This is a genomic window from Aetokthonos hydrillicola CCALA 1050, from assembly GCF_017591665.1.
In the GTDB taxonomy this organism is placed as follows: Bacteria; Cyanobacteriota; Cyanobacteriia; order Cyanobacteriales; family Nostocaceae; genus Aetokthonos; species Aetokthonos hydrillicola.
Map to the genome: position 1 here is coordinate 127,606 of NZ_JAAKGC010000012.1, position 24,947 is coordinate 152,552.

Annotated in this window: 22 protein-coding genes; 13 read left to right on the forward strand and 9 right to left on the reverse strand. The window is 41.8% G+C overall.

The features are described from left to right. Positions 1 to 259 precede the first annotated feature (259 nt). The 5 genes from G4P69_RS08800 to murQ are packed head-to-tail and all read left to right on the forward strand — an operon-like array spanning position 260 to position 4,823. Positions 260 to 598: a hypothetical protein gene (locus tag G4P69_RS08800; RefSeq protein WP_310833931.1), complete on the forward strand. Its 339-nt coding sequence runs from the start codon at positions 260 to 262 to the stop codon at positions 596 to 598. Beyond that, a complete protein-coding gene (locus G4P69_RS08805) occupies positions 595 to 984 on the forward strand; it encodes a type II toxin-antitoxin system VapC family toxin (protein ID WP_208346073.1) in 390 nt (129 codons plus the stop codon). The genes G4P69_RS08800 and G4P69_RS08805 overlap by 4 nt, the downstream gene beginning before the upstream one ends. Positions 985 to 1,012: 28 nt before the next feature. Next, complete coding sequence (locus tag G4P69_RS08810; protein ID WP_208349402.1) at positions 1,013 to 3,415, forward strand: AAA family ATPase; 2,403 nt, start codon at positions 1,013 to 1,015, stop codon at positions 3,413 to 3,415. Between the two features lie 28 nt (positions 3,416 to 3,443). Beyond that, positions 3,444 to 3,860, forward strand: coding sequence for a DUF3110 domain-containing protein (locus G4P69_RS08815; RefSeq protein WP_208344252.1), 417 nt, complete (start codon positions 3,444 to 3,446; stop codon positions 3,858 to 3,860). A 36-nt stretch (positions 3,861 to 3,896) separates the two neighbouring features. Next, positions 3,897 to 4,823: an N-acetylmuramic acid 6-phosphate etherase gene (murQ, locus tag G4P69_RS08820; RefSeq protein WP_208344251.1), complete on the forward strand. Its 927-nt coding sequence runs from the start codon at positions 3,897 to 3,899 to the stop codon at positions 4,821 to 4,823. 147 nt (positions 4,824 to 4,970) lie between these two features. Here murQ and G4P69_RS08825 read toward each other — a convergent pair whose 3' ends face one another. Further along, complete coding sequence (locus G4P69_RS08825) at positions 4,971 to 5,342, reverse strand: hypothetical protein (RefSeq protein ID WP_208349405.1); 372 nt, start codon at positions 5,340 to 5,342, stop codon at positions 4,971 to 4,973. 103 nt (positions 5,343 to 5,445) lie between these two features. Continuing rightward, positions 5,446 to 5,709: a hypothetical protein gene (locus tag G4P69_RS08830; RefSeq protein WP_208344249.1), complete on the reverse strand. Its 264-nt coding sequence runs from the start codon at positions 5,707 to 5,709 to the stop codon at positions 5,446 to 5,448. A gap of 611 nt (positions 5,710 to 6,320) precedes the next feature. Here G4P69_RS08830 and G4P69_RS08835 point away from each other — a divergent pair. From G4P69_RS08835 to G4P69_RS08850, 4 genes are all read left to right on the forward strand, one after another. Next, the gene (locus tag G4P69_RS08835; protein WP_208344248.1) at positions 6,321 to 6,638 is read left to right on the forward strand and encodes an RNA recognition motif domain-containing protein; all 318 of its coding nucleotides are present in this window, start codon (positions 6,321 to 6,323) and stop codon (positions 6,636 to 6,638) included. Positions 6,639 to 7,036: 398 nt separating this feature from the next. Then, the gene (locus G4P69_RS08840; protein ID WP_208344247.1) at positions 7,037 to 7,594 is read left to right on the forward strand and encodes a COP23 domain-containing protein; all 558 of its coding nucleotides are present in this window, start codon (positions 7,037 to 7,039) and stop codon (positions 7,592 to 7,594) included. Further along, positions 7,595 to 8,362 (forward strand): S1 family peptidase, encoded by a 768-nt coding sequence (locus G4P69_RS08845; protein ID WP_208344246.1) that lies wholly within the window; start codon positions 7,595 to 7,597, stop codon positions 8,360 to 8,362. A 4-nt stretch (positions 8,363 to 8,366) separates the two neighbouring features. Beyond that, the gene (locus tag G4P69_RS08850; RefSeq protein WP_208349407.1) at positions 8,367 to 10,058 is read left to right on the forward strand and encodes a tetratricopeptide repeat-containing S1 family peptidase; all 1,692 of its coding nucleotides are present in this window, start codon (positions 8,367 to 8,369) and stop codon (positions 10,056 to 10,058) included. A 184-nt stretch (positions 10,059 to 10,242) separates the two neighbouring features. On the opposite strand, the gene G4P69_RS08855 is transcribed toward G4P69_RS08850, so the two are convergent. Further along, entirely contained in the window at positions 10,243 to 11,721 is a 1,479-nt protein-coding gene (locus G4P69_RS08855) for a serine/threonine-protein kinase (protein ID WP_243902579.1), read from the reverse strand. Positions 11,722 to 12,523: 802 nt separating this feature from the next. Here G4P69_RS08855 and G4P69_RS08860 point away from each other — a divergent pair. The 3 genes from G4P69_RS08860 to G4P69_RS08870 are packed head-to-tail and all read left to right on the forward strand — an operon-like array spanning position 12,524 to position 16,041. Beyond that, complete coding sequence (locus tag G4P69_RS08860; RefSeq protein WP_243902578.1) at positions 12,524 to 13,123, forward strand: COP23 domain-containing protein; 600 nt, start codon at positions 12,524 to 12,526, stop codon at positions 13,121 to 13,123. After that, positions 13,124 to 13,924, forward strand: coding sequence for a S1 family peptidase (locus tag G4P69_RS08865; protein ID WP_208344244.1), 801 nt, complete (start codon positions 13,124 to 13,126; stop codon positions 13,922 to 13,924). Between the two features lie 17 nt (positions 13,925 to 13,941). Then, positions 13,942 to 16,041 carry a serine protease gene (locus G4P69_RS08870; protein WP_208349408.1) on the forward strand — a complete coding sequence of 700 codons (2,100 nt, stop codon included), beginning with the start codon at positions 13,942 to 13,944 and terminating at the stop codon, positions 16,039 to 16,041. A gap of 79 nt (positions 16,042 to 16,120) precedes the next feature. Here G4P69_RS08870 and G4P69_RS08875 read toward each other — a convergent pair whose 3' ends face one another. From G4P69_RS08875 to G4P69_RS39105, 4 genes are all read right to left on the reverse strand, one after another. Then, entirely contained in the window at positions 16,121 to 17,521 is a 1,401-nt protein-coding gene (locus tag G4P69_RS08875; RefSeq protein WP_310833933.1) for a protein kinase domain-containing protein, read from the reverse strand. 344 nt (positions 17,522 to 17,865) lie between these two features. Next, complete coding sequence (locus G4P69_RS08880) at positions 17,866 to 19,035, reverse strand: pyridoxal phosphate-dependent aminotransferase (protein WP_208344242.1); 1,170 nt, start codon at positions 19,033 to 19,035, stop codon at positions 17,866 to 17,868. Between the two features lie 448 nt (positions 19,036 to 19,483). Next, positions 19,484 to 20,290 (reverse strand): cyanophycinase, encoded by an 807-nt coding sequence (locus G4P69_RS08885; RefSeq protein ID WP_208343355.1) that lies wholly within the window; start codon positions 20,288 to 20,290, stop codon positions 19,484 to 19,486. Between the two features lie 400 nt (positions 20,291 to 20,690). Beyond that, the gene (locus G4P69_RS39105) at positions 20,691 to 20,897 is read right to left on the reverse strand and encodes a hypothetical protein (RefSeq protein WP_243902500.1); all 207 of its coding nucleotides are present in this window, start codon (positions 20,895 to 20,897) and stop codon (positions 20,691 to 20,693) included. 414 nt (positions 20,898 to 21,311) lie between these two features. On the opposite strand from G4P69_RS39105, the gene G4P69_RS08890 reads away from it, so the two are divergent. Beyond that, positions 21,312 to 23,222, forward strand: coding sequence for an ATP-binding protein (locus G4P69_RS08890; protein ID WP_208349412.1), 1,911 nt, complete (start codon positions 21,312 to 21,314; stop codon positions 23,220 to 23,222). A gap of 43 nt (positions 23,223 to 23,265) precedes the next feature. Here G4P69_RS08890 and G4P69_RS08895 read toward each other — a convergent pair whose 3' ends face one another. Further along, complete coding sequence (locus G4P69_RS08895) at positions 23,266 to 24,348, reverse strand: tetratricopeptide repeat protein (protein WP_208345817.1); 1,083 nt, start codon at positions 24,346 to 24,348, stop codon at positions 23,266 to 23,268. A 66-nt stretch (positions 24,349 to 24,414) separates the two neighbouring features. Beyond that, positions 24,415 to 24,753 carry a DUF6464 family protein gene (locus tag G4P69_RS39110; RefSeq protein ID WP_310833934.1) on the reverse strand — a complete coding sequence of 113 codons (339 nt, stop codon included), beginning with the start codon at positions 24,751 to 24,753 and terminating at the stop codon, positions 24,415 to 24,417. Positions 24,754 to 24,947: the final 194 nt, after the last annotated feature.

A 24,947-nucleotide genomic window follows, 5' to 3' on the forward strand; every position in this document is an offset into this window, starting at 1 on the left:
CGCTGGCTGATAGCTAAAGTCCTCTTAAGAGGACTGATCAAGGATTTCAGTCCATTTCAATGGACTTAACCTATTAGCCCGGAACTTAAGTTCTGGGCGGGATATCGGGCTGATTCAGCCGGGGTGCAAGATGTCAGATATGAAATCTCTGTAATTGGTTCGTAGTTGTACCGCCAAATCCTTTAAGCTGGGAAACCAGTCCAACGCACTGGCTCGCTTTAGCGCTATTAATGTTTAAGTCAAAACCTAGATAAAAGCCATGACGACTAATCTACCCCTAAAACTCAACAGCTTACCAAAAAGTTTACCTCTAGATGGTGCTGTCCGCATTGAATTAGCAGAAGGATTACCGATATTTCGGGCTTCTAGTCCATTACAAGAGAAAATTGAAACGTTAATAGCTAAACAAAAAAAATCTACTCTTACTTCTGAAGAAGAAAAAGAGTTGGATGAATATGAAGAATTAAATGATTATCTGAATTTGGTTAACAAGACTATGAGAAGCGTTTTACAAAAGCCTCTACATGGTACAGTTATTCGTTATGATGACCCATTTGAACCTGCTGTACCTATTGAGGATTGGGAATTACTGCAATGATCATACTAGACACCCATATATGGATTTGGTGGGTTGCTAATCATCCTCGACTAACTGAGAAATATCGAAATTGGATAGAAGAATATCAATCTAAAGGATTGGGAGTGAGCATTATTTCTTGTTGGGAAGTTGCTAAACTAGTTGAAATCAATAAGCTTACTCTTTCCATTCCAGTTGATGAGTGGTTAGCAGCAGCTTTGGCTTATCCAGGAGTACAACGACTCGATCTCACGATTCCAATAATTGTTGAGTCTACCAAACTAACAGGGTTTCACCGCGACCCATCTGACCAAATCATTGTTGCTACAGCAAGAATTTATGGGTGTCCCTTACTCACAATGGACGCAAAAATTCTGGCATATCCCGATGTGCAAACTCTTAAGTAATTCTATTAGCCGAGGTGAGGTAAATTAAATGCCTAGCCAATTACCGCACAACGTCTATACCTATGCACCAGAGCAGCACCCTAACTTAATACTGGGTAGCCTACAATTACTCTTCTGGCTTTTTTTCCGTCCCACAGCATGGCGTAATCACCTCAAGCGCATTGCTCCCGATTTAGACAGTGATTCATCTCTGATTTTTTTTGTAGGGCGAGGGCGATGGCGGAACCCTCGTTTGTGGCGAATGGTAGTACAGGGATATTTTATTTTACCTATTTTGGCTAATTTAATCTTGGGTTTGGTGCTGTGGGCATTGGGTGAATCGCTTGCAAATATAATTCCTCGCGTGGCGGTAGGCGTGAAGGGAGCCGTGGCGGGAGGGATGGCGGGAGGCGTGGTGGGAGGCGTGGCGAGAGGCGTGGCGAGAGGCGTGGCGGGAGGCGTGGCGGGAGGCGTGGCGCTAGGCGTGGCGCTAGGCGTGGCGCTAGGCGTGGCGGAAGGCGTGGCGGGAGGCGTGGCGCTAGGCGTGGCGGCAGGCGTGGCGTTTGGCGTGGCGGAAGGCGTGGCGGCAGGCGTGGCGGTAGGCGTGGCGGCAGGCGTGGCGGCAGGCGTGGCGTTTGGCGTGGCGGAAGGCGTGGCGTTTGGCGTGGCGGCAGGCGTGGCGCTAGGCGTGGGTATGACAATTAATTCCTGGCGACCCGTGATGTTTTATCCATTCCTGCAATTATGGAATATGGTCCTTTATCAATTAGACAAAAGGCGCATGGGTAGGCGGCAGAGTTTGTTATGCAGGAACTCTGCTTTTTGGGATGAGTGGCAGTATCTACCGTTAAGCGGCTTGGATAAGCATTTACTTTGGGTCATAGAGCATTACCCAGTTGAAGGAAAAGCAGCTATTGATTATTTGAGTAACAGTAAACAACGTTGGGCTGTTCAATCTGCACAAATTGAGTTGGATGCACGAAGTTTAGAACGGTGTGAAAATTTAGAAACTATCCGTAAAGTTCACCCCAGATTGGTAGTTGATGAACTAGAAAACCCAGCTAGCCCTTTACTACGTATCTTTAGCCGCATAAGTGAAGATGTTGACGCTGCGCTAAATCAAAAAAGTTCCTATAATCAGCGTCTAGCACTCAGGGCTGTGATAGATCGTTTATATGGACAGCTACAGGACTTAACTCGCAGCAGCAATAAATACGCTCCTCGTTTCTACCCAATAGCCCAAACTTGGCATCATATCATAGCCAACTATGTAGATGAACTAGCAAAAGCTGTTGAACTGCGCCAAGAAATTGACTCTCCTTATATTATTGGTGTACCCCTCACACAAGAACAAGAAATCTTCACTGGGCGCGATGACATTGGTACACGCATTGAGCAATTACTTTTAGATCAACGCCGTCCACCGTTGTTACTCTATGGTCAGCGACGCATGGGCAAAACGTCTCTACTCTATAACTTAGGACGCTTACTGCCTAACACCATCATCCCGATGTTTGTAGATTTACAAGGCGCACCTTCATCAGCAAGTGACCACGCAGGTTTTCTCTACAACCTTGCTAAAGAGATGGTGAATTCAACAAAAAAGCTAGGTGGTTTAAAATTACAATCCTTAACTCGCGAAGCGCTAGCAAATGATCCCTTTACTTGCTTTTATGAATGGTTGGATCAAGTAGAGCAAACATTGGAACAAAATACAGCCCTACTAATGCTGGATGAGTTTGAGGTTCTAGATAGTGCCATAGCTAAAGGACGCTTTGATGAGCAAGATATTTTGGGTATGCTGCGTAACCTCATACAACATCGTCCGCGCTTTAAAGTTCTGCTATCAGGCTCTCATACTCTAGCAGAATATCAGCGCTGGTCTAGCTATCTGATCAATGTCCAAATTGTACATATCAGTTACTTACAGGAAGCAGAAGCGCGTTCGTTAATTGAGCGCCCTGTTGAAGATTTTACCCTACGCTACGAACCAGACGCAGTTGAACGAGTGTTGCAACTCACCCGTTGTCACCCTTTCTTAGTACAACTGCTCTGTGGAGAAATCGTTGCTCTTAAAAACGAACAAGATCCATCTATCCGCCGATTAGCAAATTTAGCAGATGTGGAAGCAGCAATACCACACGCTTTAAGCAGTGGCGGCTTTTTCTTCGCTGATATTCAAAACAACCAAGTAGATGCTGATGGACTAGCTATCTTGCGCTTTATCGCAGCACAAGGAGAAGGCGCTATAGTTAGCAGTCAAACTATATTAGAAGAATTTTACGATCGCGCTGATCCCTCAGAAGACGCAGGAAACATCGCGCGAAGTCATCCCAGTATAAATTTACTCTTACAACGCGAACTCATTGAAGAAGTAAACGACGGCTACCGTTTCCAAGTTGAATTGATTCGCTTATGGTTTGCTAATCTTGATAGAGCAAACCTAAAATAAATAGAGCTAAGTTAAAGAGATTACACTCATGCGTGTCTTTGTGTTACTTTTTAATGCTCGAACCGACAATGAAGGCATTCACTCCATTCGGGAGGGCGATCGCGATAAGATTCTCATGTTTGAATCAGAGGACGATGCAACCCGCTTTGCTTTAATGCTGGAAGCTCAAGATTTCCGTTCTCCTACAGTAGAGGCAATGGATGACGAGGAAATTAAGCTATTTTGCAAGGAAGCTGGCTATAATTGGGAAATTGTTCCAACAAACAGCAATGAATTAGCGATTCCTCCAGAATTTAATCTTGAACAACCCGATTGGCAACCAGACGCCAAAAAAGATGAAACAGGTAGGGAAACCTCGCAGCCCAACCAAGAGTCACAAGAAAAACAAGAACTCTCTAATTCTGAACTAGACAGCATCCGCCGTAAACTTGAAGGGTTGCTCTAGAACTGCTCCCCTGCTACCTCCTCGCAAAAAACAATCATGACCAATTTAAAAGAACGTGGACACCTTTTAACTGAGCAGATCAATCCTGATAGTCTTAACTTAGATCAGTGTAGTTCTGTCGAATTAGTAGAACTATTTAATCGTGAAGATGAAAAGGCTGTGGCTGCTGTTGCTGCTGCTCAAGTTGAATTGGCTGAGGCGATTGACGCAACAGCAGAGCGTTTACGTCAAGGTGGACGCCTTTTTTATATTGGTGCGGGAACAAGTGGAAGATTAGGAGTGTTAGACGCTGCTGAATGTCCACCTACTTTTTGTACTCCGCCGGAATTGGTGCAGGGGATTATTGCTGGTGGTGCTGGTGCTTTGGTTCGCAGTTCAGAAGATTTAGAGGATCGCGCTCAAGATGGAGAAGCTGCGATCGCACAACGCCACATCACCCAACTAGATGTAGTAGTCGGTATTACGGCAGGTGGAACAACACCATTTGTTCATGGTGCATTACAAGCAGCTCGTCAGCGAGGAGCTACTACTATTTTTATCGCTTGTGTCCCTGTGGCACAAGTGAAATGTGAGGCTGATATTGATATTCGTCTATTAACTGGACCAGAAATACTAGCTGGTTCAACTCGCCTCAAAGCTGGCACGGCAACAAAGCTAGCTTTAAATATTCTTTCCACCGGTGTCATGGTGAAGCTAGGCAAAGTTTATGGTAATCGCATGGTTGATGTGGCGGTTACCAACGACAAGCTACGCGATCGCGCTTTACGAATTTTGCAAGATCTCACAGACTTAAGCCGAGAAGCTGCGGATTCGTTACTAACAAAGAGCGGTAAATCAGTAAAGTTAGCACTCTTAATGCACTGGACTGGCTTGGAAAAACAACAGGGTTTAAACCTTCTCTCAGAATATAAAGGTAATCTTAGAGCAGCCGTTGCAGGCTACAAAGAAGCGGGAGTTGAGTAACCAGGATCAGTTATCAGTTATCAGTTATCAGCCAACAACTGATAGCTCAATTCTGTGAGCGGATCAGTTATCAGGAAGAGCAGCATTTATCAATTAACACCGCTCCATAGATCTTGATCACTGATAACTGTTGACTGTTTACTGATACTACTCTTCCTCTTGTTTAGCTGGAACTTCCACCGCCGTTACATCAATTGTGCCTTCGGGTGCGAAGCGTTTAAAATGACCTTGTTGCACTAACAACTGTTCGCTACAGCTAGGACACTGCAGTTGAGTGTTGTTTAGACCATTAAATTCGTATCCGCACACAGGACAGCGATCGCTAATCAAATTATGTTGCAGCCACCAGCGAAACCCAAAAAATATAAGAATAGGTGTCAACAATAGTAACCCAACAATAATTAGCAAGGAATTAACTAACCAACCCAAGCCCAATGACCCCAACAACCATACAACTGCTAGTAGGGTGAGCCAAACGCGGAAATTAGACAGATTAAACTGAAATGTTTTAAGGCTCATGTTTTAAATGTCGTCTTGCTCTCCCTCTAGGATAGCGAGTTTATTGAATAGTAGTTGACATCTTCTTGGTTAAAACATGCGCGTACTTGAGTGCTAAGTTTTTCTAATAACGATGGTATCGATTATAGGATGGACGGTCATACCCACGGTAGTATCGATTATTATAATATGGGCGACGATACCTACGGTAGTATCGATTATAGTGCGGGCGATACCGACGATAGTAGTATGGTCGACGGTATTGGCGATGGTAGTATGGTCGACCGTATCCGCGATGGTAAGGCTGAGCAAGGGCACTCTCGCCGAAACTTAATGAAACTGCTGTACCCAAAAAAGCTGCCATAATAGCTAAAGTCAAGCGCTTCATCTCCACTCACCTCAACAAAGTACATTTAATAAAAGGAGTCAGGAGTCAGAATACAGGAGTCAGAATACACTACCCATAAAGGGATGGTGTTTTAGCACTCATTTTCAACCCCTATCTCGTCCACAAGGGATGAGGTTTTTACCAACAAGTTCATTCTGACTCCTGACTCCTGACTCCTGAATTCTTCTTCATAAAAGGAGGAACCACTTCTGCACCCCGGTTTACCAGCGCACGAATCTGGCATTCAGAATAATTCTCTACAGACGGTGGATGATAATGGGAGTTTAAACTCCCGCTGTCCACACGATGTCTATAATTGTTTGTGGACTAAAATACGCACCCAAATTGATTCTGACTCCTGAAGTCTGAATAGTGACTCCTTCTTTAAGAATATTTTTTTTGAATAAAATATTATCAAATGTTAAGCATAGCTACCATAAATATTTCACTATCAAATAGTTAATGACTCTTTATTTAGAAAGTAGTACCGACTATACATTTCATGTTATGCTTATTAGGGGTTATATTCGGTTATGCAGTTTGTGCTTATCTATATTACAAGCGTCTCTCCGAATCTAAATCTCTACGCCATTTGATTCTGGAGATATTCTATGTCAATTTATGTTGGTAATCTATCCTATCAGGTCGGGGAAGAAGATCTCAAGCAGGTCTTTTCAGAATATGGAACTGTGAAAAATGTTCAACTGCCTACAGACCGCGAAACAGGTCGGATGAGAGGCTTTGGATTTGTAGAAATGGGAACAGAAGCTGAAGAAACAGCAGCGATTGAAGCCCTCGACAATGCAGAATGGATGGGTCGCAACTTAAAGGTTAATAAGGCTAAGCCCAAAGAAGACAGAGGTTCATTTGGTGGCGGCGGCGGTAGGCGTGGAAACAATAGTGGTGGCGGATACTCAAGGCGCTACTAAGCTCTGAGAAGATTCACAACTTAAACTCTCAAAATTGCTGGGTAGACTCCGAGTCTGCCCTTTTTTAGCTAGGTGTTAGGGGGTAGGAGTTAGGAGTTACGTAATGAAGGAATGTATCGACCCCTATTCTTGATTAAAAGTTCCATATTCTCTATCCCCCTATTAAAACTTATCTGTCTCAACAAAATGTTAAATTAATTTTCCACAGGCACCTATAAACTAGTTGACTAGTATAAAAAATTTTTATTATCTTTCTCTTAACCAAAGATTAATATTTACGCAAACAGATTAAGTGTATTTATGATCAGTTTTATTACAGAATTTAATTTTCTCTTTGGATAAGATATATTAATATCTAGATATCTTATATCTAAGCGTAAACAATTCTTGGTTGGCTTATGAAACTCCCTTTAATTGTTAAATTATTAACAGGGGTTGCGATCGCGTATGGCACAACTGTAACCCTTAATCAACCCAGTTATGCGGAAGGCGCAACCTTCCAGTGTGCTAAAAACAAAGGTGTGTTCACAACATTTGTTCGTACGCAAGACGGCAAGAACTTGCCGATGATCAACTGGGTTTCCAACTATTTCGGTAATCAGGGTTTGTCACAACAACAGCGGTGTCAGGAAATATCCCGAAGATTTCAGAGCACCTATGACAATGGTCTTCTAAGATATATCAAAGGAGGTACATTGAACAAACAACCCGTTGTGTGTGCTGCTACTGAAAAAAATGCTGCTTGTAAAGAAAACACCTTGTTATTCACTCTTAAACCAGGTAGTGATCCCGACGCAGTTGCGCGTAAGCTATTTGATCGGCGCGCTTTAGCAGCTGGAAAAGGAGTTGATCAGAGTGGCGGCGATACCAGTAAAGATCCAGTTCACATTGATGTTGAGGCATACTTATACTTTGTACCATCTCAAGAAAATGAAGACGCAAGTAATACTCCTTAGATGAATTGGCTTAAATTTACACTGGTCCCTTCTGTTGGCTGCTTATTACTTACGCTGTCAACATGGGCAGCAAATGTGAGTGGTGGCAAGCTTACTCAACCACAAAAACCACTCAATCAGCTGTCTGTACAACAGCTACACTCATCTGCACAAGCAATCACTGTAAAGGTGATGTCGCAGACTGTCTTAGGCTCAGGGATTCTACTAAAACAGCAAGGACCCATTTATACTGTTTTAACTAATGCCCATGTACTGCGAGCGGGAGGAGTACCGTATCGCATTCAAACCAACGATAATCGTATTTGGCTAGCAACTGTGTATAAAACGAATCGTTTTGGTGAAAATGATTTAGCCTTATTGCAGTTCCGCAGCGCTGGGCCTGTTTATAAAGTAGCATCTATTGGTTCTTCCCCAACAGAGGGAGAGTCGGTTTATGCCGCTGGGTTTACCTTAACAGAAGATGGATCTAGGAAAAAAGACTTTGCGTTCACAACTGGTAAAGTGTCGTTAGTACTGCGCAAAGCTTTGGAAGGGGGATATCAAGTTGGCTATACTAATGATATTCAAAAAGGTATGAGCGGAGGACCACTTTTAAATCGTCGCGGTTTTGTTGTGGGAGTAAATGGCATGCATGCATATCCTTTGTGGGATGCGCCTTCTTTGTTTGCTGATGGTTCCGAAGCCGAACCAGCGTTGCATCAAAAAATTATTCACCTAAGTTGGGCTGTACCCATAGAAAAAGTGTTGCCACATAATAAATTTTATTGAACGAATGAACTTTTATTCTCGACTTGCACCAGCATTAATTCAAGTATCAATTGTTCTTGTGCAGACGCAAATGGCGGTAGCTTTATCTGCACCAGAAATTTCTAAAATTGCTCAAGAAGTTATAGTGCAAATCGAAAGTAAAACGCCTAGGTATGGCTGTGGCGTGATTATTAAGCATGTAGATAACACTTATACAGTTTTAACAGCTGGTCATGTAGTCGAAAACTCAGATAAATATGAAATTATCACTCCTGATCAAAAGCGCTATCCCCTCAACTACAGCACAGTCAAGCTTTTACCAGGAGTAGACTTAGCCATATTGGAGTTTACTAGTAAGGAAAATTATACTGTTGCTAAGATAGGCAACTCTGACACCAGCACAGAAGGAACAAAAGCTTATGTAGCTGGATACCCTGAGCCCACATTTGCGATTAATAAGTCAATCTACACGTTCGTTCCTGGGATTATTAATGCTAATGCCTCTAAAGCCTTGCGCGAAGGCTATGGTTTGGTTTATAGCAATGAAACTAAAAAAGGTATGAGTGGTGCGCCAGTGTTCAATGAATCAGGGGAAGTCATAGGAATTCACGGTAGGGAAGACAAAGATCCGAAATCAGACAAAACAGGCTTTTATTTAGGCATTCCCATTAACACCTTCGTAAGAATGTCACCAAAAGTTGGGGTAGCTTTGGGAGTTTCTGCACCTGCGGTAGTATACACAGACTTTAAAGCTGATGATTTCTTGATTCAGGGTAGGAGTAAGTATGACAAAGGAGATTTCCAAGGAGCCATTACTGACTATAGCTCGGCAATTCGCCTCAATCCGAAGTATGCCAATGCTTATAACAATCGGGGGCTTGCTCACGCTCAGTTAGGCGAGAAGCAGGACGCCATCAACGATTATAATCAAGCTCTACAAATTAATCCCAACTTAGTATTGGCTTACTATAATCGAGGAGCTGTTCGTGCTCAGTTAGGAGACAAGCAGAAAGCTATTGAGGATTATAACCAAGCCCTAAAGCTTGATCCAAATTACGCCAATGCCTATAATAACCGAGGTCTAGCCCGTGCTGAATTAGGAGATAAGCAAAAAGCACTCGAGGATTATAACCAAGCCCTAAAGCTTGATCCTAACTTAGCCTTAGCATACAACAACCGAGGAGGGGTCCGTGCTGAGTTGGGAGACAAACAGGGAGCTATTGAGGATTACACCCAAGCCTTAAAGCTTGATCCTCAATTAGCTGTAGCCTACAATAACAGAGCTTATGCTCGCAGTCAGTCAGGAGACAGACAGGGAGCTATTGATGACTACAGCCAAGCTTTGCGAATTAATCCTAAATTAGCTATAGCCTACAGTAACCGAGGTTTAACCCGCGCTCAGTTAGGAGACAACCAAAAAGCTATTGACGATTATAACCAGGCTTTGCAGATCGACCCGAACTTAGCTCAAGCTTATAGTAATCGAGGATCTGCCTACGCTGAATTGGGCGATAAGGAACACGCGATCGCAGATTTGCAGAAAGCAAGCGATCTGTTCCGACAACAAGGAAGAACTGACGACTATCAAAGAACTATCGCCTTGATAAGAACTCTTCAACCTCTTTCAGGGCAACCAAAGGTTAAAAATTACAAAAAGGAGTCAGGAGTCAGGAGTCAGAAGTCAGAATACACCACCCTTAAAGGGACAGTGTTTTAACGAGATTTTCAACCCCTTTCTCGGTAACGAGTAGACAAGGTTTTAAACCAATATTCGTCCGCCACTCTAAAGAATTCATGCAGAATTCTGGCTCCTCCTGAATTCTTCTTTATAAAAATTTAAATATTAAAATATAAAAATTTAAAATTATTTTTTCTTACTCAAATTGCCCTATTGAGTATTTTTAATTTGGTTCTATTTCAAATGATTTAATCATATCGTCTACGGTATGAAAAGATTTTTCATAATTATTTATTTCGGCTGTGTAAGTTATTACATAAGCCTTATCAGATTTTAAAGTAAAAACCTGCAAATTTTTTAACTTAGTGCGGTTATCTTTCCCTATAAAGACTAGTTGATTTGCTGACTTACGGGCAAGAGTTGTTGAACCAGCATTAAGAATTTTAGCATCTAACATATGTTTTTTTATATCCTGAATAGAGGAATTGCTAAATTCATTTAATGTGCCAGAAAAATCTTCAACGCTGATAGTTAGCTTTTCTTGTGGCTTATTGGCATTACTTCTTCCAGGTGATATGAATGCAACAACCTCCCCAGTAATAGGATTGTTTATATTTTGTATTTCCCAATCTTGAGGATATTTTATCTTGATTCCATAACTAGGATTTTCATAACCCACGAAACTTTGTCTCGGATTAAAAAAAACTTGAGTTAATAATATAACCCCAGTCAAAATTGCTGCTCCTATTGATAGCTCAATTAGCAATTTCCTAGGTGGTGATGAAGACTGTATGGGCGTAGTTGTTGGGGGCGGTGGACTACTAGTAGTAATCGGTGTTACTTTATCTGGTGCTTTTAAAGTACCAGAAGGTAATTCTACTAAAGCTTGTAACGCTTCATCTGCTGAGTGATAACGCTGACGAAAATCATAGCGTACCATTGTGTCTAAAATATCTGCCAGCTCTTGGCTAACGTTGACAAGATGACGCCAAATAATTTCATGTGTATGAAAATCTTTTGGTAACTGAACTGGATATACTCCTGTAAGAGCTTGAAGCCCAATCATCCCAACAGCGTAAACATCGCTACTAAATTGTGGTTGACCATTGGCTTGCTCACTTGGGAGATAACCAGGAGTACCAATAGCAATAGTAAAAGCTGATTGGGATGGAACCTGTAAATTAGGCACCTGGCTACCCATTTGTTTAACGGCACCGAAGTCAATAAGTACGATTTTGCCATCTGTCCGTCGTCGTATATTTGACGGTTTGATATCCCGATGAATTACCCCGTGTTGATGAACAAAAGCTAAGACTTCCAGAATTTCCTGTAACAGTTTTCTGACATAAGCCTCACTCATTTGTTTACCTAAAGGTAATTCTTGGCTCAAATCGTGACCAGCAATAAATTCCTGAACCAAATAAAACTCGCGATTTTCTTCAAAATGAGCTAAAAGTCGCGGGATTTGGTCATGATTGCCTAAAGTTTCTTGAATTTCTGCTTCTTTCTGAAATAGACGTTGTGCCTCCCTTAAAGTATTTGATTCAGTAACTATGGGTTGTAATTGTTTAACAACGCACTTAGGGTTCCCAGGTCGTTGCGTATCTTCAGCTAAGAAAGTAAACCCAAATCCTCCCTTTCGTAGTTGTTTGAGAATTTGGTAGCGCCCACCTAAAGTTTGACCCAGAATTAAAGTCACCATAGGTCTTGAAAGTCAAGTACATTATTTAATGTCAATTTTCGCACAGAATTAAAGTGATGAAGATTTTGAAATTTTTGAAAAAAGTATACAAGCAATTTATGAAATTCCGCTTATAAACGATTTTCAAATCGACTAATTGAAACATTACTAGTTTACTAAAACACGAACGAACTACACGAGCCTGCGACTGTCTACTCTAATTCTATCTTTGGGGCACTACGGCTACTAGAAAAGTGAGGCACTGCCGCTACGAGAAAACTCAGTTGGAACTCTATTATAGAATAATAATTCCTTTTTACAGCAAAGAAGATTTGGTCAGTCAGTTATACAGTCGTTGGGAGTACCACCTCCCCTCTGTTTTCACATAGCAGAATTGATTCCTATCGCTCACCTATCTCAGACTTAAGATAGACAAAAATAATTTCCTGTGTCTTCCTATGGTTGAGCCAGTTCAGGGAATTTGCTTAACCTTTTTCGCCCTACACTCTACCCCCTACAGCCTACAGGCGGATTTCTCACGTTTTGATAAATCCAGGTACGGCGGCTCTCCCTCTGGTCGTCTACGGGTTGAGCATTGCCTGCACAACGCACTACCTCATTTAAGCACGACGAAGTCTCTACAAAGCCGGTTCCCTGTGTAAGACACTGGCTTCTGCTAAATACTGTTCCATAGCCTCATAACATTTTTGTAAAAACGAAGTATCAGCGAGTACTGTAATTATTTGTAATCCAACTGCATTAGTGTTTTTGAGGAATTAGGTGTATTCTTTAATTACAATATTTAACTTTTAAGATATCGGCTATGAACAAGCAGATGTTTGGTCAAGTGTTAACAAAGGTTACGAGAGTCTTCGCCATAACTTCTCTTAGTACCTTTGCTACCACAGTCGCAATTATGAATCAGCCAAGTTATGCAGGAACTCCTACTTTTTACTGTGGTCACAATAGTCAGGGTTTACCCGTAACCTTTGCTCGCACTCAGGACGGGAAGAATGTACCAATGATTCGGTGGCTTTCCAACAATTATTTCTCAGAAAAACTAACACCTGAAAAACGTTGCCAAGAGGTATCCCGAAGATTTCAAAGAAATTTTGACAACGGCAATCTAAGATTTATCAATGCAGGTATTCTCAGAGGACAACCAGTGGTTTGTGCTGCTCCTCAAAAAAAATCTCCTTGTACAAGTAGCACTTTGTTATTTACTCTCAAACGTGGCAGCGATGCCAATGCTACAGCACGAAAACTATTTTATAACAGTGATTCGGCAAACGGAAACGGAATAGATGAGGTGGGTGGTGATAAAAATAATGACCCGCTAAGTATTGATCTTGAATCTTACTTGTACTTCACTCCATCACAACCAGATACTAAGTCTCTCTTAAAGTTAAAAATTAAAAATTAGATGGATTGGCGTAAATTTACATTGTTTGCCTGTCTTGGCAGTTTATCAATCACTCTCTCAACATGGGCAGCAAATGTCAATTTTTCGCGCCTATGTCACACTGTTGGTTGCAACAGTTCGCAGCCAGAAGAACCATCAAATCGGCTATCTATAGAACAGCTACAGCACCAGGCTCAAGCGATCACTGTGAAAGTTATGTCCCGTGATTTCTTGGGCTCAGGAATTATTCTGAGAAAACAAGGCCCTATTTATACAGTCTTGACAAATGCTCATGTGTTGCAAGCAGGTGAAGCTCCCTACCGCGTTCAAACTCCGGATGGTCGGATATATAAAGCCGCTTTACCGAAAAATCTAGACAGGTTATATCTGGGGTCTTTACAAGGCAACGATTTGGCTGTATTGCAGTTTCGCAGTACGGGAAGTGTTTATGCTGTCTCTTTTTTGGGAGCAAAACCAGCAGTTGAAGATGAGGTATTTGCAGGAGGGTTTCCTTCTAGGGAAGACGCATCTCAAGACAAAGGTTTTGCTTTCACTGCTGGGAAGGTGTCGTTGGTGTTGCCAAAAGCTTTGAAAGGTGGTTATCAAGTCGGATACACTAACGCGATCGCAAAAGGTATGAGCGGTGGACCACTAATTAACCGTCTCGGTCAGGTTGTGGGTGTAAATGGAAAGCACGCCTATCCTTTGTGGGATACCCCCTCAGTATTTGCTGATGGCAAAGAAGCTGATCCAGCTTTGCACCAACAGATTATTCACCTTAGTTGGGCTGTTCCTATCGAGACAATAAGACAGTTTAAATAAAGCTTATAGGAGAATAAATGAAATTTGATTATGTACTCCCGCCAGCACTGATTGGGGTATCTATTGTACTTGTACAAACACAAGTTGCTGTCGCACTATCCAAACCTGAAGTCGCTAGGATTGCTCAAGAAATTACAGTCCAAATTAACTCCAAAAGCAAATACGGTTCAGGAGTCATTATCAAGAAAGAAGGCAATACTTATACAGTTTTGACAGCCGCTCATGTGGTAGACATACCAGATACATATGAAGTTAAAACCAAAGACGGTCGCCGCTATACAATCAACTACAAGCAGGGTATGAAGCAACTGCCAGGACTAGATTTAGCCCTAGTGCAGTTTACAAGTGACCAAAATTATAGCGTGGCGAAAATAGGGAACTCAGATGAAGTTACATTAGGTACAACAGCTTATGTTGCTGGGTTCATTGCACCCACACCAGCAATTAATAACCCAGTTATTAATTTTGTCTCAGGAGAGATTACGGCCAACGGTTCGCAACGTGATGGGTATGCGTTAATCTACGACAATAATACTCAAGAGGGGATGAGTGGTGGTCCAGTCATCAATGAAAAAGGTGAACTCGTGGGAGTTCACGGTAGAACAAACAAAGATCCCAAGAATTTCAAAACAGGCTTGAGTTTAGGAATTCCGATCAATACCTTCTTAAAACAGTCAACAAAATTGCAGCCAGATGTAGGATCTCGTCCCTCTAAAACTGTCTTAGCAACAGCACCAAAAGCTGACGACTTTTATATTGAAGGTACAAATAAGTATCAGAAAAAAGATTATGCAGGTGCGCTCTCTGCTTTCAACGAAGCAATTCGTCTCAACCCCAAGTATCTTGCCGCCTATGTTGATCGAGGTATTACCCGTTATGAATTAGGAGACAAAAAAGGGGAAATCGAGGATTACAACCAAGCTTTGCTGATTAATCCCAACTACTACAGAGGTTACTATAACCGAGCTATTTCCCGTAATGAATTGGGTGATAAGAAAGGGGCAATTGAGGATTACACCCAAGCCCTCCGGATTAATCCCAATTACGCTAACGCCTATTTGAATCGAGGTCTTGCTCGTGATAATTTGGGAGATCATAAGGGGGCAATTGATGATTTCAACCAAGCTTTGCGGATTAATCCCAACTATGATAAAGCGTACTTGAACCGAGGACTTGCCCGCTATCACTTAGGAGATAACAAGGGAGCAATTGACGATAACAACCAAGCCCTACGGATTAATCCGAATTACGATAAAGCTTTCTTAAACCGAGGTCTTGCCCGCTATAAATCGGGAGATAATAAGGGGGCGATTGACGATTTCAACCAAACTTTACGGATCAATCCCAACTATGCAGATGCCTATTATAACCGAGGTCTTGCCCGCTATAAATCAGGAGATAACCAAGGGGCAATTCAGGATTACAGCCAAGCCGTGCAGATTAATCCTAAAGATCCTGATGCTTACTATAACCGAGGTCTTGCCCGCTATAAATTAGGAGACAGGAAGGGAGAAATCGAGGATTATAACCAAGCCCTGGGGATTGATCCGAAGTATGATAAAGCTTACTACAATCGCGGTCTTGCCCGCTATGAATCCGGAGATAACAAGGGTGCTATTGAGGATTACAACCAAACCATCCAGCTTAATCCCAAGTATGATAAAGCCTATTACAATCGCGGTCTTGCCCGCTATAACCTAGGAGATAACAAGGGAGCTATTGAGGATTACAGCCAATTTTTGCGGACTAATCCTAACTATGCTAATGCTTACAAAAACCGAGGGAATGCATACTATTACAACGGAGACTATGACAGCGCGATCGCTGACCACAACCAAGCTATTAAACTTAATCCTAACTCTAACGAAGCTTACAATGGTCGAGGATGGGCTTACTATGCTAAGGGAGAGTACGACCGTGCAATTTTTGACGAAACCCAAGCTATTAAACTCAGCCCTAGATACACTAACTCTTACTATCTTCGAGGACTTGCTTACAAAAAGAAAGGGATTAAAGATAAGGCTATAGAAGACTTCAAAAAAGTCTTGGAATTAAATAACGATTCGTATTTAAGCAAACAGGCTCAACAACAACTTCAAGAGTTAGGGGCGAAATGATGAATAGGGTGTAGGGAGCAAGGGAGCAGGGAAAACTAGGTCATCGACAAGGGGTTGTATCCATTTTCCCTACACCCTTTCACTTAGAAGAGTCTGAAATTTCCAATGATTTAATCATAGCTTCTGCTGTTTGCATAAACTTATTATAATCATCTATTGCTGCCGTATAAGTTAAAATATAGACTCTATCACCTTTTAACGTCCAAACCTGGAAATTTTTTAAGCTCTTGCCGTCATTTTTTCCTGTATAAACTAATTGACCCGCAGCCTTATTTGCCAGAATTGTTGAACCTTGCTCAATAATCTGAGCATCTGATAAATTTTTCTTAATTTCACTTTTGAATAAGTCAGTAGATTGATCTAAAGTGCCTGAATAGTTCTCCAACACTTTGATGGTCAAATTTTCTTGAGCTTTGTTCTCCTGGCTTTTCTTAGGTGACCAAAATGTAACTACTTCCCCAGTAATAGGATTTTCTAAATTTTGTACAGACCAAGTTTCAGGATATTTTATTTTTATTCCGTAACTGGAATTATCGTAAGTTTTATAAATTAATACATTATCTGGCTCTTTGAAATGTAAGGCGAGTAGTATGATAATACTAATTGCTGCTGCTATTCCAACCCCAAGTAAGACTTTCCACGGGCGTCGTTTTGGCGATAATCGTGTGAGAGCTTGTAGCGCCTCATTTGCTGATAAGTAGCGTTGGCGGTAGTCATAGCGCACCATTTTGTCTACAACATCTGCTAGCTTAGAGCTAACCTTAACGCGATCGCGCCATACAATTTCACCAGTATTAGGGTGTGTGGGGAGTGAACCACTAGTATGAGGAACAGGATTTATCCCAGTCAGTGCTTGGATCCCAATTATTCCCACTGCATAAATATCGCTGCTAAGCTTCGGATCACCTTTAGCTTGTTCACTTGGCATATAACCATGAGTACCAATGGGAACAGTAAAAAACGTCTGTCCTTGAGAATTAACTTGCAAACCTTTAACTTGTTTGACTGCTCCAAAGTCGATTAGTACAATTTTTCCATCTGATCTCCGTCGTCGGATATTAGATGGTTTGATATCTCTATGGATGACTTTATGCTGATGGACAAATGCTAAAACTTCTAAAATATCCTTTAACAGCGTAATAACAACAGCTTCACTAAGCTGCGTCTTGCTAGGTAATTCTTGGGTTAAATCCTCGCCTTCAACAAATTCTTGAATTAAATAAAACTCTTGATTTTCCTCAAAGTAAGCCAACAGCTGCGGGATTTGGTCATGCTTTCCCAGAGTTTCCAGTATTTCTGCTTCTTGGTCAAACAAGCGTTTTGCTACTTGTAGGGTGAATGGATCAGTAGCCAGTGGTTTAAACTGCTTAACAACACACCGGGGATTTCCTGGACGTTGGGTATCAATCGCTATGAAAGTAGTACCAAAGCCCCCCCGTCCCAGCTGAGTGATAATTTGGTAACGGTTACCTAGCAGCATTCTACTCACCCTAATTTCTGGAACTATTCGCTCGGTTCCATTTTCAGCTTACTTTATCACATATTTGATTATAAAAGAGGAACTAATAAACTATCGTGACAGCATGGTAATGCTATTCTCTGACGACGATAATTGCTAGTTAGTATACAAATTGCTTTAAGATATCACTTAGCCGTTCAAATTTGACATTAAAGGCTTCCAAAAATGAATAAGCTATTCTCGAAGAATTTGCTTGGGCTGGTAAGCTAAATATACAATAGCTAAGCAGGGAGCAAGATGCTCCCACTACAAAATAAATGTCGTTTACTCGTTCAGGTTTGTACGAAACAACCAACAAATAACAACTAACCAAGAATTGATTTAACAAATTTCTCTAACCTATCCATACCCTTCTCAATTGTTGGGAGATCTGTGGCGTAGGAAATACGAATATTGTCATCAGCACCAAAAGCGATCCCAGGAATGACAGCTACTTGCTGACTTTCCAAAAGTGCATTACAAAATTCTAGGGATTTAAGCTTTGTTTTGCGAATATCTGGAAACATGTAAAAAGCGCCATCTGGTTTCGGACAACTTAGACCTGGAATAGCGTTGAGTCTTTCTAACATGACTTCTCGTCTTTTAGCAAAAGCAAGGCGCATCTCTTCTACACAGTCTTGAGAACCTTCCAATGCTGCGATCGCACCATATTGAGCAAAGGTACACACATTGGATGTGCTATGTCCTTGTATAGTACTAGCAGCTTTAATGATTTCCTTAGAAGCTGCTAAATACCCCAGACGCCATCCTGTCATGGAGTAACCTTTGGCAAAGCCGTTGCTAATAATTGTTCTCTTAAAAATTTCTTCGCCTAGAGAGCCAATGCTGACGTGTTTCACCCCATCGTAGAGAATTTTCTCATAAATCTCGTCAGAAACAACGAGGATATCTGCATCAACAACTACCTCTGCCAATGCCTTAATTTCATCTGGAGTGTAAACCATTCCAGTAGGATTGGATGGCGAGTTGAAGACAAAAAGCTTAGTTTGCGGTGTAATCGACTTACGCAACTGTTCTGGCGTAATCTTGTAACCTGTAGAAGCTTCTGTCTTGACGATGATTGACTTCCCACCTGCAATTGTCACCATTTCTGGATAACTTACCCAGTAAGGTGCAGGGATAATCACCTCATCACCCGGTTCAATGAGTGCTAATATCAAGTCGAACAGAGAATGTTTACCACCATTGGTGACGATGACATTTTCTGCTTTGTAATCAAGACCATTATCATTTTTTAGCTTGCGCGCGATCGCTTCCCTTAACTTTGGTTCTCCGGCTTCTGGTCCATATTTAGTCTTACCTTCATCCAAAGCCTTTTGTGCAGCAGCTTTGACGTGTTCTGGAGTATCAAAGTCTGGTTCTCCTGCACTAAAACTACAAACGTCTATTCCTTCTGCCCTCATTGCTTTAGCTTTCGCTGAGATGGCTAAGGTCAAAGAGGGCTTTACTTGACTTACTCGTCCTGCAAGCTTCATCGTCACAATATTTCAGCAAATCTCTTATTCTTTACAGAATAACTCACTCTAGGCAATAAAATTTCTATTTTTTCCCTTAAGAAATGAAGAGGGGCAATGGGGCATGGGGCAATGGGCATGGGGCATGGGGCATGGGGCATGGGGCATGGGGCATGGGGCATGGGGCATGGGGAAATTGCAACCTTAACCATTGCCTATTACTGATTGCCCATTAGGCATTACCCATTAGACATCTACAGAAGTTACAGCGCTTTGCACGTAGGTGAGGTACATCGCTAAGGGCGAACACCGTTCCCCTCTACAGCTTCGGTGTACCTCATTTATTTGAAAACTGCTGTAAGTATCAGCAAAAGCTCTATAAGGGTTGTAGATTCATTTTCACAGATGTCTATTGCGCCCCATACCCTATACCCTATGCCCTATGCCCTATGCCCTATGCCCTATGCCCTTATGCGACGATAGGCTTACGACTTTTCAGGTCAAACTTATATCCATGAGGCAAAATATGAAGCCTTGCGCCGCAAATTGCTAAAGGCTCATCCTTTAATATCTCGTTAACGTTGCTATGTATAGCTTCTGATTCGTCAACAATAGTGATACTACCTTGGCCAACCACTTCTATTTGGTCATCGGTTACAATCATAGCGGTATTCTCGTCGATTCCAAATCCCAAAACGGCTGGCTGCTGTGCTAAGGCTGCAATTAAGCGTCCTAAGCGTCCGCGTTGTGAGAAGTGCTGATCAATCACTACCCCAGGTAAAAAAGCCATTCCAGGAGCCATGTCCACGATTTCCATCCGTGGGTTTGTCTCAGAATCGCCTTCTACAATCATCACATCTGGCATTACAGCTGCACCAGCACTAGTGCCGCCTATCACGATGCCTTCAGAATAACGTTTGTGAATTGCTGTATCAATTTCAGTGTCTTTGAGAACACTGGTAATCCGAGCTTGATCTCCTCCAGTAAAAAATACTCCTGTAGCCTTACCAATTGCTTCCAACGCTGTAGAGGATGATGCATCATCACGGGTTTCAGTATCTACTATACGAGCATCCTCAGCTCCTAGGCGCTCAAATACTCTTATATAATTCTCTCCTACTTCCCTTGGTAGTTCTGTTGCGGCTGTCATAATCACGACACGAGCTTTAGTACCTCCAGCGCGTCGAACGAACTCCCGCAGAATTTGACAATCCCCTTCTTTGTCTTCTGCACCGCCAACAATTACCAACTGCCGTTTAACTTCGTTCTCCGCCATAATGCCCCCAACAATATGAGTTATTATTTTTCAATAAAACATAACAATTAGAATCTAAAAACCTCCATTTGATAGATTAAAATGCTAAGTAAAATGTCATAAATTGTTTTTAAATAAACTTCTTAAAAAGGAAAATTCTAGCCACTAATACTAGATGAACTACCCCTCTTTCAAGTCAGAGAGGTAGTTCATCGAGTGGTATACGCGCGTACCCGGTTAACAGATTATTGTCTAAGGAACTTTTTTGACTAGAAGTACGACTAGGCGCACCTCTAATATCAGTTTTTGGGCTGAACTTTAGCTATAAGCCAAAAGATTGATTTTTGGTGAGATTTTACTCGTCAAAGCTCTCAGGTAGAAATGCTGGATCTTTTGTTGGGAAATCTCACATCGGAAACACCTATTTTTTATGACTACTTTCGAGAAGTAAATTGCATAAAAAAGAATATGCATCCTCTAACAGGAAATGCCTGGGTTTCCCCTGGAACACAATTTGATATTCGTTACTGTTAGGCCCATCCCCGTATCCTGAAATCAGTTTGCGGTGAAAAGCTTCCTCAGCAAGATGTGCCACTTCATTTCTGAGAACAGCTTTTGTGCTATTCATACTTGGCTGTCTCCGTTATTTTTTGATATTTAGACATTATACAATATACCAGTATTAGATTGCACGGTTCAAAAGAAAGATATTTAATTAATACTTAATTTAGATTTCTAACAATAAGAATACAGGATGCTTAAAACAGTAGACACTGAACAGTTATCAGTGAGTATAGTGCGGTGATAACTGTTCACTGATAACTGAAAACTGATGAGTATGCCTTTAGATAGCTAAAAAAATTGCACAATAAGGTTAAATTAAGTTATTGGTCATACAAAATGAAAAAAATCAAGTGTTCATATAGTGTGGGGTCGAGCCATCTCTCCGAAAAAATGCCTGAATCATAAAATCAATAAATTTCAGCAGCAAATCTGATTAAGTGTCAAGATTCCTGGGTGTTTAGTCAAGGGTACATAATCAATGGTTCAAGAAAAAATTGCAGATACAGTCCGCATCAATGCCAGAAAGACTGATGCATTTGACATTTTCAACTTTAAGCATTACAGTGGTCCCAATTTATATTTGGATACAGGGGCATTAGTATTCAATTTTAAGTTAACTGGAAATACAGAGCCTCTGCTGATTGAAGATTATGTCTCAATTATTAGCGATCGCTACCCACATCTACGCCAAGAAACATACGAATCTTACGCTGATCTCTTTGCCCGCACTGTCTCAGAAGTAGGAAAGCTCGACATGGGCTTGCATCTTAACCGTTGGAGCGTGAAGCCATACGAGAGCTATGTAAAGATAAGTGTACAATCGTTGCACGAACGTACAACTCATGCTGTAGTTTACTTTGTCTGGGATTGGTTTGAAGCGATAACTCAAAACAAAAATATTGCCTTTGAAGAGGAGATATCAGCACTCCAAAAGAGATTTAGGCAATCTGCTTATGGTGGTCCCACAGTTTACGCTTTGTTGCGAACAGCTTATAACAAGGGTATCCCTACCTTTTACCTTTGGGAAGAAGGATTAACACAATACGGTTACGGGAAAAAACAAGTTCGGGGTATAGCTACCACATTTGACTGCGATAGCCACGTTGATTCAGACTTCACCACTCGTAAGGACGACTGTAAGGCATTTTTAAATACCTTGGGTTTTCCAGTACCTAAAGGTGATATCGTTTTTACACAACGACAAGCTTTTGGTGTAGCCAGAGAAATTGGCTATCCAGTAGCAGTTAAACCTGTAGTTGGTCATAAAGGAATAGGAGTAACTGCCGAAGTACGAGACGCCGACGAACTAGAATCCGCTTTTGAAAGGGCTGTTCAAGCAATCCCAGAAGAAGAATCAACACGAATTATTGTTGAAAAGAGTATTTCTGGAGCGGACTTCCGTTTACTATGCGTCAATGGTAGATTTGTTGCAGCTACCGAACGCCGTCCAGCATGGGTTGTTGGTGATGGTTACTCAACCATTGAAGAGTTAATTCGCAAGGAAAATCGAAAGCCGGGACGTTGGGATACACCCACATCGCCAATGAGTAAGATTCAGTGTGACGATGCAATGGATCAATTTCTCGAACAACAGCACTTATCTTTAGACAGTGTTATTGATAAAGATCGTACTGTTCATTTGCGCAAAGTCGCCAATCTCTCAGCTGGAGGTGTAAGCATTGACGCGACTCGTGCTGTTCACCCAGACAACATCATCTTAGCGCAAGATATTGCCCAGCACTTTCGCCTGACTTGCCTTGGTATTGATGTGATTGCTCCAAGTCTTGAGGAGTCGTGGAAAGTTGGGAATTTTGCGATTTTGGAAATTAATGCTGCACCAGGTATTTTAATGCATCTTAACCCAGCTATAGGTGAAAGCGTTGATGTACCTTCAAATATCCTAGAAACCTTTTTTCAATCGGGCACCGATGCCAGAATACCAATAATCACCTTTAACCGGATCTCAATTCAAGAACTACAAGAGACAATTGACCATATTCTTTTGCTACATCCAGATTGGACAATAGGTGCTGTTTGTCGTGATGGAATTTTCGTCAATCGTTCAGAAAAAATCTTGAATAAGGACTACAACAATAACCTTCTTACTTTGCTACGTAACCCCAAAGTAGATCTGCTTATTGCTGAGTACGAGGAAGAAACCTTAGAAAGAGATGGAATGTTTTATTACGGTAGTAACGTTGTTATCCTCGATAACCCCACCGAGACCGAGATGATAATAGCACGAGATACTTTCGATGACTCTACCATCGTCATTAAAAAGGGAGATAATATTTCAATTAGGCGTAAAGGTTTGATTGAAGAGTACTCACTCGGTGAAGGTGAACCATTTACACGGGTTTACTTAAAAGAAATCAGCACAATTTTGTAGGGCATGGGGCATTGCGCATGCCCCATGCCCTGTGCCCCATGCCCTATTTCTGATACTGCATTGCTTTAGTGAAATCACCTATGGCTTCACAAGCCAGTCTTAAGCTTGCGAGAGCTTGTTCTTCGCTACGATGATCTTTAAGTTCCCTAGCTAAATCTAAATGTTGTTCATAATAGGAAATTGCTTGGTCATAATCACTTACGGCTTCACAAGCAACTCCTAAACTGCTTAAAGCTTGTTGCTCGCTACGTTTGTCTTGAATTTCTCTAGCTAATTGTAAGCGTTGACCATAATAGATAATGGCTTTAGTATAATCCCCTAAAGCATAATGGGCATTACCCAAGTTTTTTAACACTTGAATTGCACTTTGGTGGTGGTTAAGTGAGCAAGCTATTGCTACACACTCCTCATAGCACGCGATCGCCGTCGTATAGTCCCCCAATGCATACCAACTATTACCTAAATTTTTCAGTACCTGCTCTTCGCCCCAGTTATCTTGAAGTTCACGGACAATTTCCAGACTCTGCTGCTTGAGTTCAATCGCCTCGGTGAGATTACCCAAAGCTTTGTAAACCAATCCTATATTATTAAGCGCTGCCACCTGACTACGTTTATCTTGTAGTTGCTGTGATATTTTTAAACACTCTTCCAAAAATTTCAGTGCCTGATTATAGTCATTCAAGTGACGGTAAGCATTGCCCAAATGAGACAGCGCCTGCATTCGGACTCGCAGATCTTTTGTATCTTTTGTTAAAGATAAACATTGCTGGGAGTAAGATATAGCGCTCTTATAGTCCCCTAAAGAATAAACTGTTAGTGCTAAACAAGAAAGCACCATTCCCTGCTTTTGAGAGTTTCCAAGTGCTTGAAATAGTGCCAAAGATTGTTGTAAAGACTTGATAGCATCTGGCAATTCTCCTTTCTGCTGCTGTTCAACTCCTTCCTCCAGCAATCTAATTGCTTCTAATAAGTGGTCATCCTGATCTTCTTGGACAGACATTTCTGCTTGTGAGCTTTGGCTGAGGTTATCGGAACCCATATCACATTGTGTTGATGTGGGGTATTCTCCAGATGGTGGCAAGGGAACTGTGTTTTTTGAACTAAGATTACTGTTGCCTTTCCACATTGATAAGTCCCTGTTATTTTAGTGATATATGTAGTGTTCCCAAAACCAAGATGCTTCTTTCAGCTTTTACGCGATGTCTTTCCTTGGTTGATAATAGTTACAACCCTCACATGGTCCGCTAGGATTGACAGCACAGCGTAAGTAGCCTGAACGAGCATTAAATTCGCAGCTGACATCGCCTATTAAGTAACCCACTCCTTCTATGTAGTAGCGATCTCCTATAGAACTGCGCGCTAGTTCCTCCCTATCACCAGGAAGAATGTTTTGCCTTAGCTGTTCCCTGCCTGAAAAGCTTAGCGCTCGTCTGAATTGCGAGATTCTCCTCTCCCGCGTTTTACGCATTAACCATAAGGATAGCAAGCATGGTAAGAACCCAATGACAAGAACAAAAAATGTCTTGAACACCTTCTTTTTACCTCTTTTGTCGGCACATATTTCTTAGTATTACAAAGAAGGGGGCATGGGGCATGGGGCATGGGGCATGGGGCATTGGGCATGGGGCATTGGGCATGGGGCATTGGGCATGGGGCATTGGGCATGGGGCATGGGGCCTGGGGCATGGGGCATGGGGCATGCCCTATGCCCCATGCCCTAATTCA

Excerpts from the sequence above, each read along its gene's own strand:
- G4P69_RS08890 (WP_208349412.1), top strand. The coding sequence starts at position 21,312 with ATGGTTCAAGAAAAAATTGCAGATACAGTCCGCATCAATGCCAGAAAG.
- G4P69_RS08810 (WP_208349402.1), top strand. The coding sequence starts at position 1,013 with ATGCCTAGCCAATTACCGCACAACGTCTATACCTATGCACCAGAGCAG.
- G4P69_RS08850 (WP_208349407.1), top strand. The coding sequence starts at position 8,367 with ATGAACTTTTATTCTCGACTTGCACCAGCATTAATTCAAGTATCAATT.
- G4P69_RS08840 (WP_208344247.1), top strand. The coding sequence starts at position 7,037 with ATGAAACTCCCTTTAATTGTTAAATTATTAACAGGGGTTGCGATCGCG.
- G4P69_RS08875 (WP_310833933.1), bottom strand. The coding sequence starts at position 17,521 with ATGCTGCTAGGTAACCGTTACCAAATTATCACTCAGCTGGGACGGGGG.
- G4P69_RS08855 (WP_243902579.1), bottom strand. The coding sequence starts at position 11,721 with ATGGTGACTTTAATTCTGGGTCAAACTTTAGGTGGGCGCTACCAAATT.
- G4P69_RS08895 (WP_208345817.1), bottom strand. The coding sequence starts at position 24,348 with ATGTGGAAAGGCAACAGTAATCTTAGTTCAAAAAACACAGTTCCCTTG.
- G4P69_RS08860 (WP_243902578.1), top strand. The coding sequence starts at position 12,524 with ATGAACAAGCAGATGTTTGGTCAAGTGTTAACAAAGGTTACGAGAGTC.
- G4P69_RS08830 (WP_208344249.1), bottom strand. The coding sequence starts at position 5,709 with ATGAAGCGCTTGACTTTAGCTATTATGGCAGCTTTTTTGGGTACAGCA.
- G4P69_RS08825 (WP_208349405.1), bottom strand. The coding sequence starts at position 5,342 with ATGAGCCTTAAAACATTTCAGTTTAATCTGTCTAATTTCCGCGTTTGG.
- G4P69_RS08885 (WP_208343355.1), bottom strand. The coding sequence starts at position 20,290 with ATGGCGGAGAACGAAGTTAAACGGCAGTTGGTAATTGTTGGCGGTGCA.
- murQ (WP_208344251.1), top strand. The coding sequence starts at position 3,897 with ATGACCAATTTAAAAGAACGTGGACACCTTTTAACTGAGCAGATCAAT.
- G4P69_RS08800 (WP_310833931.1), top strand. The coding sequence starts at position 260 with ATGACGACTAATCTACCCCTAAAACTCAACAGCTTACCAAAAAGTTTA.
- G4P69_RS08845 (WP_208344246.1), top strand. The coding sequence starts at position 7,595 with ATGAATTGGCTTAAATTTACACTGGTCCCTTCTGTTGGCTGCTTATTA.
- G4P69_RS08805 (WP_208346073.1), top strand. The coding sequence starts at position 595 with ATGATCATACTAGACACCCATATATGGATTTGGTGGGTTGCTAATCAT.
- G4P69_RS08865 (WP_208344244.1), top strand. The coding sequence starts at position 13,124 with ATGGATTGGCGTAAATTTACATTGTTTGCCTGTCTTGGCAGTTTATCA.
- G4P69_RS08880 (WP_208344242.1), bottom strand. The coding sequence starts at position 19,035 with ATGAAGCTTGCAGGACGAGTAAGTCAAGTAAAGCCCTCTTTGACCTTA.
- G4P69_RS08815 (WP_208344252.1), top strand. The coding sequence starts at position 3,444 with ATGCGTGTCTTTGTGTTACTTTTTAATGCTCGAACCGACAATGAAGGC.
- G4P69_RS08835 (WP_208344248.1), top strand. The coding sequence starts at position 6,321 with ATGTCAATTTATGTTGGTAATCTATCCTATCAGGTCGGGGAAGAAGAT.
- G4P69_RS39105 (WP_243902500.1), bottom strand. The coding sequence starts at position 20,897 with ATGAATAGCACAAAAGCTGTTCTCAGAAATGAAGTGGCACATCTTGCT.
- G4P69_RS08870 (WP_208349408.1), top strand. The coding sequence starts at position 13,942 with ATGAAATTTGATTATGTACTCCCGCCAGCACTGATTGGGGTATCTATT.